The organism is Arthrobacter sp. Leaf234, from assembly GCF_001422665.1.
Classification (GTDB): Bacteria; Actinomycetota; Actinomycetes; order Actinomycetales; family Micrococcaceae; genus Arthrobacter_D.
In genome coordinates this window covers 236,999-249,200 of the sequence record NZ_LMLU01000005.1, presented here as the reverse complement: position 1 = coordinate 249,200, position 12,202 = coordinate 236,999, and the positions used below count along the sequence as shown (strand labels likewise).

Here is a 12,202-nt window from a genome sequence, read left to right as displayed (position 1 = left end):
TCGTGCAGGAGGAGATCGTATGTCCATCACGTTCAGTCGGGCTCGCAGCTCCGTGCTCGCCCTTGCCGTCGGTGTCGCATTGTCGCTGACGGCCTGCGACGCGTCGGCAGGGACGGGGGACGAACCGCGCGAGGCGAGGGCGACGACGGCTACGGCTTCTCCGGACACGTCGACGGCACCGGCGACAGCACCGCCCGACGCCTCGGCGCAACCCACCGCTGCCCGCGCCGAGCCGAGGCCGGCGTCGTCGGCCGCGCCCGCCGCGAATCTGCCGATTCCAGCAATGCCGGCGGAAGCGGACGAGGAGTCACGCGAGGGGCTCGAGGCCTTCACCTCGCACTGGCTGAGTCTGCTGTCGTACTCCTACGAGGCGAACGACCTCGAGCCACTCCGAGCCGTCAGCGACCCCGCGTGCACCTTCTGCGCGGATGCCGAAACCGCCATGGCGCAGATCTATCAGCTCGGGTGGGCTCTCGGAGGAGCCACCACCCTGGCAGACTTCTCCACCGACTTCGTCCCGGATGCCGCCGGGACCTACACCGCGGAGATCACCACCACGCAGGGCGAGATCTTCTACTTCTCCGGCGAGGGGTGGCTCGGTTCGAGCGAGGCCAGCCCGAACTCCCCGCACACCGTGACGGCGCGCTATGTCGATGGCGCCTGGCAGCTGATCGACTACACGGCACCACCCGCGACCGAGTCACCGGAGGGCTAGGCACCGCGGCGGACGGAGTTCGCGCTGATCGGCCCCGATCAGAGGGGAGCGATCCTCCCCACCGTGTCCGTGACCAGCTCGTACGCCCGGCCGACGGCGAGGACGGTCTGCTCGGCGAAGGGCCTGCCCATGATCTGCACGCCCAGCGGCAGGCCCGCGGTGGAGAACCCGCACGGCACCTGGAGCGACGGCAACCCGAGGAGGTTCGCCGGGATGGACAGCCGGCCGAACTCGACGTTGGCGTCCTCGCTGGTGCCGTCCGGCCGGAAGCGTTCGGTGTCCTGTGCGGGGAGCGCCGGGGTGAGGACGGTCGGGGCGACGACGACGTCCACCGCCCGCATCATGTCCTTCCACGCGTCCTTCATCGACTGCCGGAAGCGGAGGGCGTCGATGTAGTCGGTCGCGAGGATGGTCTCGCCCACCTCCAGCAGGCTGCGGACCTCCTCGGTGAACAGTTCCGGCGTCTCGCGCAGCGCCCGCCGGTGGTAGGCGCTGGCCTCGGGCATCATGATCCCGGTGATCACCGCACCGAGGTGCTCGGCCTGCGGGACCACGACGGGCACGACGACGGCCCCCAGGCCCTCCAGCACCCGCACCGCTGCTGCGACGGCCGCGTCCGTCTCGCCGTCGAGGTCCTCCGTGAAGAAGTTGGTCGGGATCCCGATGCGGAGACCGTTCACGCCGTCCTCCAGCCCCTCGGTGAAGTCGGGAACGGGCGTCCGCGCGGACCCGGGGTCGCGCGGGTCGTGGCCGGCGATGGCGTTCAGCACGAGTGCCGCGTCGGTGACGTTGCGGGTCAGCGGCCCCACGGTGTCCAGGGACCAGGCCAGGGAGGCGACGCCCACGCGGGAGACCCGGCCGAACGTCGGCTTGAGGCCCACTGTCCCGCAGAACGACGCCGGGATCCGGATGGACCCGCCGGTGTCGGAGCCCAGGGCCGCGAGCACTCCCCCGTAGCCGACCGCTGCGGCGGACCCGCCGCTGGAGCCACCCGCCATGCGCTCCAGGTTCCAGGGGTTGCGGGTGGTGGGTGTGACTCCCCCGTAGGCGAATTCGTGGGTGTGGGTCTTCCCCACCATGACCATCCCCGCGCGCCCGACGGCCTCCACGACGGCCGCGTCGGCATCGGGCACGAACTGCGCGCGGACCTTCGAGCTGGCGGTGGTGGCGGTCCCTGCGGTGTTCATCAGGTCCTTGATGCCCACGGGGATCCCGTGCAGCGGTCCGCGGTAGGTCCCCCGGGCGATCTCGACGGTGGCGCGGTCCGCCTGGGCGAGCGCGATCTCCGCAGTGACGGTGGCGAAGGCATGGACGCGCCCCTCCACGGCCTCGATGCGGGCGAGCGCGGACTCGGTCAGTTCCCGCGGCGAGAGCTCGCCGGAGGAGATGCTGGCGGAGGCCTCCGTGAGGTTCAGTTCATAGGGCTGCATCGGTGCCTCAGTCCCACGACGCGTCGAAGGACACGGCCGGTGCTGTCTCGCCGAGGTCGACGGCGGAGAGGGTGCGGAGCCGGGCATGGATCGGTGCGGCGGCCGCCGCCAGATCCGCGACGCGCTCCTCGGGGAGGTCGAGGCGGGCCTGCAGGGCGATGGCCCGCACGAAGGCCTGGTCAGGGGTGGATTCGCTCATACCTCGACCGTAGCCGGTGCACCGGAGCGATCACGTCGCGCGTCGCGGGCAGGATCACATCCGAGCGGGCGGGAACACGACGAAGGACCGGCCCCTCGGGGACCGGTCCTTCATTCGTCCTCTGCCATCCGGTGATGGACGGGCGGATCAGCTGATCGCGTCGCGCAGGTCCTTAGCGGCCTGCGCGGGATCGTCGGCGCTGTAGATGCCCCCGCCGACGACGGCGACGTCCGCGCCCGAGGACTGCACGTCCTTGACGGTGGCGAGCTTCACGCCGCCCGCCACGGAGAAGGCGACGCCGGATTCCTTGCCCGCGGTCAGCAGGGTGTTCAGGTCGTAGCCGTCCTGTGCCTGCTCGTCGAGCCCTGCGTGGAACTCGACGAACTCCGCGCCGAGCTCCGTGACCTCCTGGGCGCGGGCCGCCTTGTCGTCGACGCCGATGAGGTCGACGACCACACCCTTGCCGTGGGCCTTCCCGGCCTTGATGGCTCCGGCGATGGTGGAATCATCGGCGACACCAAGCACGGTCACGAGGTCCGCGCCGGCCTTGAACGCGATGTCGGCCTCGAGCTCGCCGGCGTCCATGGTCTTCAGGTCCGCGAAGACGATCTTGTCCGGGTGGGCTTCCTTGATCGCGGTGACGGCGGAGAGTCCGGCGTTCTTCACGAGTGGCGTGCCGAGTTCGATGATGTCGACGTACTCGGCGACCTTGCCGGAGAGCTCGAGGGCGTCGTCGACGGTCAGTACGTCCATGGCGAGTTGCAGTTTCATGGTGTTTCCTTTGCTGGCTGGGGATGGAGGATCAGGGGTGGCGCGCGTTATTCGAGGTTGGCGTGCCGGGGCCAGAGGTCTTCGGCCGGGATGCCGTCGACCTTCCAGAGGGTGTGGAACGTGGCATCGAGCACCAGCAGCAGGGCCTGCTCGAAGAGGCTGCCCGAGTACTGGCGGGACGCGGTGCCGGCGTGGTCGGTCTTCTGCGCGGCGGGGATGACCACCACGGAGTGGGCGATGCCCGCGAGCGTCGACCCGCCGTCGGTCGTGAGCGCCACCACGCGGGCGTCCACGGACACCGCGGTCTCCGCTGCAGCCACGGCTCCCGCGGTGGTGCCGGAGCCGGACGCGACGAGCAGCAGGTCACCGGAACCGATGGCCGGCGTCGTCGTCTCTCCGACGACATGGACGGTCAGGCCGAGGTGCATGAGGCGCATGGCGTGCATACGCAGGGCGAGCCCGCTGCGGCCGCCTCCCGTCACGAAGACGCGCCCCGCCTGCTGGATCTCGGTGACGAGTGCGGCGAGCTGGTCGTCCTGCAGGCCGTCCGCCGCTCCGGCGAGCTCGTCCTGCACCAGGCGCAGGGCGTCCCGGACCGACGGGGTGTCCGATGCTGTCGTCACGGGTGGGTCTCCTGCCTTTGGGGGGTTCGTCCGGATCCCAGTCCATCACTCCCCCGGACCGTCGACCCGCCCGAGACCTACCCCGCTGGACCTAGTTTGCGCAGGGCTAGCCTGGCACATGGTCCCCGCCACACCGGCGCGGCGATCAGGCGCAAGCGGGGGACGACGTCGTCAGCCCGGCCAGGCGCGCCAGCGCGGCCTCACTGCTGGAGCCCGGCGCCCCGTAGTAGGTGCAGACGCTCTGGTCCGCCTCGCCCGGGACCAGGAGGGTCTGGTAGTGCAGCACGAACTTCCCGCCGCTCGGGTGGTTGAACCGGATCTCCCCCTGGTCCTTCTCGTGCACGTTCTGGTTGTCCCAGAACCGGGTGAACTCGGGGCAGCCCTCGCGGAGGGCGCGGATGAGCTCGGCGAGCTGGCGGTCGTCGGGGAAGCGCCCGACGTCCAGGTGGAGCATCGCGGTGGTCTGCTCGCTCACCTGCTCCCAGTCCTGGTAGAGCTCCCGGGCCTTCGGGTCCAGCAGGATGAAGCGGGCGTAGTTACGGTGCGGAGCGGGCAGCGCCTCGAAGTCGGTCATCAGGGCCCGCGCCAGGCGATTGCTGGCCAGGACGTCGGTGCGCCGCCCGAGGATGATGGCGGGTACCGACTCCATGACGGCGAGCAGGTCGTACAGCCCGGGCCGGACCCGCTGGGGTTCCAGCCCGGGCGTGTGGTGCGGCGTGGGCGTTCCGCAGAGGTTGAGGAGGTGATTGCGTTCCACCGTGTCGAGGCGGAGGGCCAGGGCGATCGAGTCGATGATCTCCAGGGACACCGCGCCACCGCGGCCCTGCTCGATCCGCATGTAGTAGTCGGGGCTCATCCCGGCGAGCCGGGCCACCTCCTCGCGGCGCAGCCCCGGCACGCGGCGCACCCTGCCGTCGAACGGCGCCCCGAGCTCGGTCGGGGAAAGCCGTGCGCGACGCGAGCGCAGGAAAGCGGAGATCTCTGCGGCCCGGTCCATGGTTTCCATCTTGCCGCACCCGGGCCCGTCGGTTCGATTCCGCAGGGCGCGCTTGCGGCGATGTCCGTCCATCCCTCGATCGGGCCGACAATCGAGGAATGACGATCGCCGACTACGACTTCACCCGGCTCCCGACCCTCGAGACGCCGCGCCTACGCCTCGAACCCCAGGACGCCGGGCACGTCGATGGTTTCTGGGCGGGCGTGGACGATCCGGAGACCCTGCGCCTGACGGGGACGCACGCGCGATTCACGCAGGAACAGATCCGCGCGTGGCTCGACACCGTGGCTGCCGCCGACGACCGCGCCGACTGGGCCGTCGTGCGGCGTGACACGGGCCAGTACCTCGGGGAGGTGGTGCTGAACGACCTCGACCGCGACAACGCGTCGATGGGCTATCGGATCGCCCTGAACGGTCCCGGCGCGCTCGGCCAGGGCTACGGCACGGAGGCCGGACGGGCCGTGGTCGCCCATGCCTTCGAGGTGATCGGACTGCACCGGGTCGCACTGGAGGTGTACGCGTTCAACGCACGCGCCATGCGCTCCTACCGCACGATCGGCTTCATCGCGGAGGGGCGGATGCGGGACGCGCTGCGCTGGGACGGCGAGTGGGTGGACGCCCTCATGATGTCGATCCTCAGCACCGATCCGCGCGGCTGAGGCCGGTAGCCTGAGGCAATGAAGCCTCTCGCAGACCTCCCTCCGTACATCTATGGCACCACCCGGCTGGGGCACGACGACGTCCCCCGCGACCAGCAGGCCCATATGGCCCGGACCGCCATCGGCGCCGGTCTGTGGCTGCACACCTCCCGGCAGTACGACCACGCCCTCGAGGTCCTCGGCGCCGCGTTCGACGAGGACCGGACGAAGGTCCCGCCGGTCATCGTGAAGCTGGGCGGCGGGACGGCCGACGACGTCCGGGCGACCATCGCGGAGAACATCGAGCCGCTGGGGATCAGCTCGATCGACATCGGCCAGCTCACCGGCGTCGGGGCGTTCGCCGACGACATGCGGACCGGCGGGCCGGTGCTCGCCGAGCTGCAGCGCATCAGGGACGAAGGGCTGGTGGGACGCTTCGTCCTCGAGATCTTCCCCTGGACGTCGGAGGCTCCCCTCGCAGCGCTCCGGGCCGGGCACCTCGACGGGCTGATCGACGGCTACATCTTCTACCTCAACCCGCTGCAGCGCTTCGCGTCGAACGAGCTGTGGGACGAGCTGCTCGCGCAGGACAAGGCGATCATCTCGATGCGGACCGTCGCCGGCGCCCCCGTCCACACCCTGCGTGACGTCCCGGGCGCCGCCTGGAAGCCGTACCTCCAAAAGCGTGCCGTCGAGGTGGCTCCCATCTTCGAGCGCTCGGGCGTCGCGAGCTGGGCGGAGTTCTGCCTGCGCTTCGCGCACAGCACGCCGCAGGTCGTCTCGACCGTCGGTTCGGCGAGCCGCGAGGAGAACCTCCGCGAGCTCCTCTCCTTCAGCCGGGACATCGAGCCCCTGCCGCGGGACGTCGTCGACGAGCTCTTCGCCCTGCAGCGCCGCTGGTCAGACGAGACGGATGTGCACGCGGAGCTCTGGAGCATGTAGCTCGTCCCGTGCAGACGACGGCGGGGCAGTCACTCTCGGTGACTGCCCCGCCGTCGTTCGCAGTGAGGTCGGGCTAGCTGTCGCAGCCGATGCCGTCTCCGTCCCGGTCGAACTTCGGCTGGAAGCCCGGCGTGCCGGCGTAGATCGGGGCTGCACCCGCTGCGCGGACCGCGTCGCAGTTGGCATAGACGGGCGCGGGCGCCGGCGCGACGGGAGCAGGTGCCACCGGAGCGGGCGCTACCGACACAGGTGCCGGAGCGACCGGCTCCGACGCTCCGCCCTCGCAGGCGACGCCGTCGCCGTCGCCGTCCTGGTCCGGTGAGTACGCGGCTGAGCCGATAGGGATGTTCGAGAAGCCGGCTGCTGCGGCCTCGCTGCAGTTCGCGAACGGCCCCGGCGCAGGCGCGACGACGGGCGCCTCCGGCACCGGCTCCGGCGATGGCGCGGTCTCGACCGGTTCCGGCGGCTGCGTCACCGACGGCGCCACCTGGTTCGTCGGCGCGAGGATGCCATTGCAGTCGGACAGGATGCGGGCCATCGCGTCGTGCTCCGCCTGCGTCACCCAGAGGGTGTAGGTCGCCTTCACGGAGACCTGCCGCGCGACGTACTCGCAGCGGTAGCCCTTGTTCGGCGGCAGCCAGGTGGCGGCGTCGCCCGCGCCCTTCTGCTGGTTCGTCGGTCCATCGGTGGACTGCAGGTTCAGCGGATCGTTGGCGAACGCGACGCGCTGGTCGAAGGTGAGCTGCTGCGCACCCTTCTGCCAGGCGTCGGACAGGGCCACGACGTGGTCGATCTGCACCTTCGTGCTCGTCGCCTGCCCGCGCTGGAACGCGATCGTGGTCGCGGTGTACGGGTCGGCCAGCATGCCCGACTGCACCTTGCAGGGCACGGAGTTCGTGTGGACGATGTCCGTCAGGTCGCGGTTCAGCATGTCGTTGCGGGTGTCGCAGCCGTTGCGGTCGACGTCGAGCCAAGCCTGGCCGAACTGCTCGCGGTCGTAGCCGGTCTTCGGCGCACGCCCCTTGATGGCCAGGGTCTCGAGGAGTGCCAGCGCCGTCGTGTTCGCGGCCGGCTGCTCGGCCGGCGCACGCGGCGTCCCTGCTGCATCGACGACGGCGTCGCCGTCGAGGGGTGCCACGTCGGCGGCCGTCGCAGTCGGAGTGGGCGACGGCGTGGGCGTCGGGCTCGCGGAGGGCGACGGCGTTGCCGGGGCTGTCGAGGCGGCCGTCGTCGGCGTTGCCTCCGGCGCAGCCTCCTGGGTCTGCTCGGCGACCGCGGTCGGTACGGACTCGTCGGCCGGGGCGATCGCTCCGCCGATGAGGAGCGCAACGACGCTCGCGCCAGCGGTGATGGCGCCCGCCTTGCGCCCGTTCAGGCGCGCCCAGGAGGGCCGGTTCGTCACGGCGGTGTAGAGGCCGGTGACGAGGGCGACGAGGGCCGCCATGATGATGCCCCCGCTCAGACCGCCGACGATGAGGCCGATCACGACGAGGAACAGGGCGACACCCGCAACTACAGCGGTGGACCTCTGCACGTAGAAGCCTCCCGTGGGTGACGGCTTGTGGGCAGGCGGAGGTGAAGACGGCAGCATGGAACCCCATTGGTGTACGTGAGAAGGCGCTGTCATCGAGTGATGACGCGACAGTCTGAAGTGTAGAACGTCCGTTCAGGCATGAACGCGCGCAGAATATTGGACACGAGGGCGTAGGTGGATATCGGCCTGAGATGAAGCTCTGTACCCCGGACCATCCGTACACACGCACCGTTCAGCCGCGTCGTAGAGAATGAGGCGATGATCGACTCCTCCTTCGTCCGCCATGGGCGCTTCGCCGTCTCCGCGGCGATCGCCGTTCTTCTCCTGGCAGGCTGCGCCACGGAGCAGGCAACTGTCGTAAACTCCCCCGCGCCGGCGCCGCCGTCGGCATCCGCGACGGCGACGGCGACGGCCACGGCCGGTGTGCCGACGCCCGACGCCGCGACCCCTCCCGCTGCCGTTCCTGACGCTCTGCCGGAGGTTCTGCCACGGTCCGAGCCTGTTACCTTGAGCCTGCCGTCCACCGGTACGACTACGGACCTCATGTCGCTCGGGCTGCAGGACGACGGGTCCCTCGAGGTCCCACCCGGCGAGCCGGGATCACCCGCGGGTTGGTACAACCAGTCGCCTACGCCAGGCGAGCGCGGCCCCGCCGTCGTCCTCGGGCACGTCAACGCCACCGATGGCGGAGCGGGTGTCTTCGCCTCCCTCCGCGACCTCGGCGAGGGCGACACGATCAAGGTGACCCGAAAGGACGGCTCCGTGGCGACATTCGTCGTCCAGCGCGGCGAGCAGTACGCGAAGGACGAGTTTCCGACGATCCAGGTCTACGGCAACACCAACGGGGCGGAACTGCGCCTGATCACCTGCGACGGGTACGACCCGGAGACCGGCCTGTTCGATGACAACTACGTCGTCTACGCGACCCTGGAGGTGACCTGACCCGCTGGCTGGCAGGCGGGTGGCCCGGCAGGTCCTCTTTTCTCGGTCCTCGACTCCTCCGACATTGATCCGTTGCAAGGAACCTTCCGGGTCTCCCGTCCCTTAACCCTTCAGACGCTCTTCCCGACGGACGGGCGATTCACGGCATCGCAACGGAAGGGTTGGCGTCGGTGAGCTGGATCAGGACAGCACGTACCTGCCGAGGCGCGACGGCGTGCGGTGCCTCCCCGGTCCTTCCTGAAGTTGGTGCCAGCTGTGGTCAGTAGCAGCGCGGTGCGGCGCCGACGGCGCGCTGCCACGGCCCTGCTGTTCGGGCTCGTCGTGTTCGCGGCCGTCGCCGCGGTGCTCGTACTGCTGGGTTCGGGGCTCGTCGGCGGGCTGCGCGCCGGCAGCGGTCCACTCCTCGGTGGACCGGAGTGCACGGTGAAGACGCCGGACGGCGAGGTCGGGCTGACGCGCGACCAGGCCCAACAAACGACGACAGCGGTAGCGCAGCAGGCGCGAGGCATCGAGGCTACGGCGCCTGAGGACGTCGAGGAGGGCGTTCTGCAGGCTCTTGCCGACGGGCCCGTGGACGACGCCGGGCCGGTCCTCAGTTGCCGGGGCAGCGTGGACGCGGACCTTCAGGTGGAGGAGCTGACGCCGTCGGGCCTGACGCCGAGGGCCGAGCAGGTGCGGACATCCATGGCCGAGGTGTTCGGCGAGCAGAGCCTCGGCGGATTCGAGCCTGGCGGCGTCGGCTCAGGGCACGGTGGAGAATCGACGCACTACGACGGGCGCGCCATCGATGTGTTCTTCCGTCCCGTGTCCGAAGAGAACCGGCGTCAGGGCTGGGTGCTCTCCCACTGGCTCGTGGCCCATGCCGAAGAGCTGAACATTCAGTACGTCATCTTCGACGACCGATTCTGGAGCGCCCGCATCGCCCGGGGCGGGTGGCACCCCTACGACGCCCCCGCGCCGGCGAACGAGATCCTCCGGCACGTCGACCACGTGCACGTGGACGTGCTGGCGGGCGAGGACTTCTGACCGGGACCACAATCCGGTAGGTCCAATCACTGTTGCACCACGGTGACCGCAATTGTGTGGGTCCGGTCATCACACAGCCGGCTCCTGCTGAACTCATCGATGGATGAAGCGGCGTGCTGGTTTCCCGACGGTTCCTATGGCGAGGTCCCCTGTTTCGCGGAGGTAGGGCGACATTGCGCGGCGGAAGCTGTCCCGCATCAGCATCTCGCCGGCGACCTGCTGGTGCAGGTCGTGGAGTTGACGCATCGTGAACGGCTCGGCGATCAGGCGGTAAGGGTCAGGGCGTTCACGGTAGTTCTGCCTGATGGTGAGCAATGCCCGCTCCACGATCTGGTCATGATCGAAGGCGAGTGCGCCCCTCTCGGCGACGGGGACGACGAGCGTAAGTGGGCGGATCGCCGGCCAGGGCGCGACGGCCAAGTACGCCACGGACATCACCCAGCCACGATCATCGCGATCGGGCGCATCGAAGACGTGCAACTGCTCCAACTCGACGCCCTCGATGCCCGTCTTCGCGGCCAGCCCCCGACGAACGGCATCCTCCAGCCGTTCACGCTCGTGCACGAAGGTACCCGGGAGCCGGCGCCCGTGAGCGTCCTCGATGAGCACGATCGACAGCGGCCTGTCAGGCGGGACGGTCAGCACTGCGGCATCCACCGCAAGGGACGGGCGCGGGTACGTGCTCAGATCCGAACTTGAGGCACTCATGTAGCAATTGAAGCAGAAGTGCGCTAATGTCAGCAAAGACGAGTTAGAGCATTACTGCGCTAACTCTACGGAAGAGTAAGGAGACGCGATGGACAGTCGCAACGAAGCCAGGACAACTCGACGAGCCATCCGAGCGCGCACGGGCACGCAGGGCGCCCTGTGGTTCGCGGCCGGTTACAGAGGTGTCCTGTGAACATCTATGGTCACCCCCCTGAGATCGTGGGACTCTTCGACCCGGAGTTCGAGGAATACATGCACTACATGTATCTCCCGATCCGGATGCCGGAAGGAGACGGGGTCTGGGATGTACGCGTTCCACGCCGACTGGGGTTCGCATCGGAGATGATCACACAGGCGATCACGATCGAGCAGCAACGGAACAACCAGTGGGACTACGTCTACCTCACCGCCCGCCGCGGCTGGGCCACCCCGGGCAACCCGCTGAACCGACCCGGCTGGCACTCCGACGCGTTCGCCAAGCCCGACATCAACTACGTCTGGACCGACCGCTACCCGACCATATTCGCCGAAGGACCCTTCGAGCAGATCAGCGACGACCACATCCGCTCGACCCAACAATTCGAAGAACAGATCAACGGCAACAACGACATCCGCCAACTGACGTACGGCGACAGGGTCCTCATGCGCCTGGACTCGACCGTCATCCACACCGCTCCCGAGATTCCAGCTCCGGGAGGCAATCGCTCCTTCATCAAGGTGTCGTTCTCGAACGAGCGGTGGAATCTGGCCGGCAACAGTCACAACTACCTCTTCGACTATGAGTGGCAGATGTTCGATCGCGCCCTCATCCGCAACGACCCCACGCGAGCCAACGCAGACACAGCATCGATGGAATCGACGGGCTCCGTAGCCCAGAAGGAGCGCCTGACTCACTAAGTGAGAGCTAGGAGTGCCAGGCGATAGCGCTCAACAGCTGCTTGCCTGTTCGCTGTATTGAAGCGTCGGTGCTGTCATCCCCGCACGAGAATGAAGCCAGCTGTGCTTCGACTGTCGCCGCCAGGGTCGGCCAGGAAATCCAGCAGACGACGTCGGCCACCTTGGTCATCAGTTCCTCCTCGCTCGTACCGATGTCCCCGGCACGCTCGAGGACTGCCGGGAGGTGCAGCTGTATCGCGTCGTGCAGTGGCATCTTGCCCAGCCCTTTGACCGCCACGGGAGGCTCGACGCCCAGGAGGAACAGCAGAGGTATCCGATCACCTGCGTTGCTCATCACCGCAACGAGCTCCCGCGCAAGCTGTTCCGGCTGGAAAGCGCTGGTCCTGATCCGCTTCGCCTCCACGAATGTGAAGACACCCGCCGACGTGATCAGAGCGTCGGGTTGGACGATGAACGTGGAAGCCGTCGCTTCCGACGGGTTGATGGACATATCCCCGGACAGGAGCGAGATCTCCGCCTGCTCGGTCTGCTCGATGAGTCGTTTCCGAGTTGCCACTGCTCCACTACAAGAATCGATCACGGCAGCGAGAAAGTGGCTGCGCGGCAAAAGATCCAGGGCGATCAGCACCTCGGCCGTCAGAACGTTTTCTATGCCGCGCCCGCCGCGTCGGTACTTCGTCGCCTTCTCCCATGAGATCTCCTCGAGCAGGCGGGCGATCATCGACGGCGGCAGCTCAGCAGACTCCATAGGAGCATCCTCTCCTACGCAGAGCGGCGGGC

The 12,202-nt window shown here is 68.8% G+C and carries 14 protein-coding genes; 6 read left to right on the top strand and 8 right to left on the bottom strand.

What is annotated here, in order from left to right; genetic code table 11:
* Window positions 1–19 precede the first annotated feature (19 nt).
* Entirely contained in the window at window positions 20–715 is a 696-nt protein-coding gene (locus tag ASF21_RS16810; RefSeq protein ID WP_157365824.1) for a DUF6318 family protein, read from the top strand.
* Between the two features lie 38 nt (window positions 716–753).
* Here ASF21_RS16810 and ASF21_RS08980 read toward each other — a convergent pair whose 3' ends face one another.
* The 5 genes from ASF21_RS08980 to ASF21_RS08960 all read right to left on the bottom strand — a co-directional run bounded on the left by ASF21_RS08980 (window position 754) and on the right by ASF21_RS08960 (window position 4,735).
* Window positions 754–2,145 carry an amidase gene (locus ASF21_RS08980; protein WP_055769832.1) on the bottom strand — a complete coding sequence of 464 codons (1,392 nt, stop codon included), beginning with the start codon at window positions 2,143–2,145 and terminating at the stop codon, window positions 754–756.
* A gap of 7 nt (window positions 2,146–2,152) precedes the next feature.
* Window positions 2,153–2,344, bottom strand: a complete 192-nt coding sequence (locus ASF21_RS08975) for a hypothetical protein (RefSeq protein WP_055769831.1) — start codon at window positions 2,342–2,344, stop codon at window positions 2,153–2,155.
* 147 nt (window positions 2,345–2,491) lie between these two features.
* Window positions 2,492–3,115, bottom strand: a complete 624-nt coding sequence (gene hxlA, locus ASF21_RS08970; RefSeq protein ID WP_055769829.1) for a 3-hexulose-6-phosphate synthase — start codon at window positions 3,113–3,115, stop codon at window positions 2,492–2,494.
* Window positions 3,116–3,162: 47 nt separating this feature from the next.
* Window positions 3,163–3,738 carry a 6-phospho-3-hexuloisomerase gene (gene hxlB, locus ASF21_RS08965; RefSeq protein ID WP_055769826.1) on the bottom strand — a complete coding sequence of 192 codons (576 nt, stop codon included), beginning with the start codon at window positions 3,736–3,738 and terminating at the stop codon, window positions 3,163–3,165.
* 145 nt (window positions 3,739–3,883) lie between these two features.
* Window positions 3,884–4,735 (bottom strand): helix-turn-helix transcriptional regulator, encoded by an 852-nt coding sequence (locus ASF21_RS08960; protein ID WP_055769824.1) that lies wholly within the window; start codon window positions 4,733–4,735, stop codon window positions 3,884–3,886.
* Between the two features lie 98 nt (window positions 4,736–4,833).
* On the opposite strand from ASF21_RS08960, the gene ASF21_RS08955 reads away from it, so the two are divergent.
* Window positions 4,834–5,394, top strand: coding sequence for a GNAT family N-acetyltransferase (locus tag ASF21_RS08955; RefSeq protein ID WP_055769822.1), 561 nt, complete (start codon window positions 4,834–4,836; stop codon window positions 5,392–5,394).
* Window positions 5,395–5,412: 18 nt separating this feature from the next.
* Window positions 5,413–6,315, top strand: coding sequence for an aldo/keto reductase (locus tag ASF21_RS08950; RefSeq protein WP_055769821.1), 903 nt, complete (start codon window positions 5,413–5,415; stop codon window positions 6,313–6,315).
* 73 nt (window positions 6,316–6,388) lie between these two features.
* On the opposite strand, the gene ASF21_RS08945 is transcribed toward ASF21_RS08950, so the two are convergent.
* Window positions 6,389–7,849 (bottom strand): excalibur calcium-binding domain-containing protein, encoded by a 1,461-nt coding sequence (locus ASF21_RS08945; RefSeq protein ID WP_268753684.1) that lies wholly within the window; start codon window positions 7,847–7,849, stop codon window positions 6,389–6,391.
* Window positions 7,850–8,107: 258 nt separating this feature from the next.
* Between ASF21_RS08945 and ASF21_RS08940 the strand changes: the two genes are divergently transcribed.
* Window positions 8,108–8,791: a class F sortase gene (locus ASF21_RS08940; RefSeq protein ID WP_055769817.1), complete on the top strand. Its 684-nt coding sequence runs from the start codon at window positions 8,108–8,110 to the stop codon at window positions 8,789–8,791.
* Window positions 8,792–9,046: 255 nt separating this feature from the next.
* Window positions 9,047–9,817, top strand: coding sequence for a hypothetical protein (locus tag ASF21_RS08935; protein ID WP_082471392.1), 771 nt, complete (start codon window positions 9,047–9,049; stop codon window positions 9,815–9,817).
* Between the two features lie 93 nt (window positions 9,818–9,910).
* Here ASF21_RS08935 and ASF21_RS08930 read toward each other — a convergent pair whose 3' ends face one another.
* Window positions 9,911–10,525: an NUDIX hydrolase gene (locus tag ASF21_RS08930; RefSeq protein WP_055769815.1), complete on the bottom strand. Its 615-nt coding sequence runs from the start codon at window positions 10,523–10,525 to the stop codon at window positions 9,911–9,913.
* Window positions 10,526–10,714: 189 nt separating this feature from the next.
* On the opposite strand from ASF21_RS08930, the gene ASF21_RS08925 reads away from it, so the two are divergent.
* A complete protein-coding gene (locus ASF21_RS08925) occupies window positions 10,715–11,422 on the top strand; it encodes a hypothetical protein (RefSeq protein WP_055769813.1) in 708 nt (235 codons plus the stop codon).
* A gap of 7 nt (window positions 11,423–11,429) precedes the next feature.
* Here the strand turns inward: ASF21_RS08925 and ASF21_RS08920 are convergent, their stop codons facing one another.
* Entirely contained in the window at window positions 11,430–12,170 is a 741-nt protein-coding gene (locus tag ASF21_RS08920; RefSeq protein ID WP_055769811.1) for a hypothetical protein, read from the bottom strand.
* Window positions 12,171–12,202 lie beyond the last annotated feature (32 nt).

Excerpts from the sequence above, each read along its gene's own strand:
- ASF21_RS16810 (WP_157365824.1), top strand. The coding sequence starts at position 20 with ATGTCCATCACGTTCAGTCGGGCTCGCAGCTCCGTGCTCGCCCTTGCC.
- ASF21_RS08955 (WP_055769822.1), top strand. The coding sequence starts at position 4,834 with ATGACGATCGCCGACTACGACTTCACCCGGCTCCCGACCCTCGAGACG.
- ASF21_RS08920 (WP_055769811.1), bottom strand. The coding sequence starts at position 12,170 with ATGGAGTCTGCTGAGCTGCCGCCGTCGATGATCGCCCGCCTGCTCGAG.
- ASF21_RS08960 (WP_055769824.1), bottom strand. The coding sequence starts at position 4,735 with ATGGACCGGGCCGCAGAGATCTCCGCTTTCCTGCGCTCGCGTCGCGCA.
- ASF21_RS08950 (WP_055769821.1), top strand. The coding sequence starts at position 5,413 with ATGAAGCCTCTCGCAGACCTCCCTCCGTACATCTATGGCACCACCCGG.
- ASF21_RS08980 (WP_055769832.1), bottom strand. The coding sequence starts at position 2,145 with ATGCAGCCCTATGAACTGAACCTCACGGAGGCCTCCGCCAGCATCTCC.
- ASF21_RS08975 (WP_055769831.1), bottom strand. The coding sequence starts at position 2,344 with ATGAGCGAATCCACCCCTGACCAGGCCTTCGTGCGGGCCATCGCCCTG.
- ASF21_RS08940 (WP_055769817.1), top strand. The coding sequence starts at position 8,108 with ATGATCGACTCCTCCTTCGTCCGCCATGGGCGCTTCGCCGTCTCCGCG.
- hxlA (WP_055769829.1), bottom strand. The coding sequence starts at position 3,115 with ATGAAACTGCAACTCGCCATGGACGTACTGACCGTCGACGACGCCCTC.
- ASF21_RS08930 (WP_055769815.1), bottom strand. The coding sequence starts at position 10,525 with ATGAGTGCCTCAAGTTCGGATCTGAGCACGTACCCGCGCCCGTCCCTT.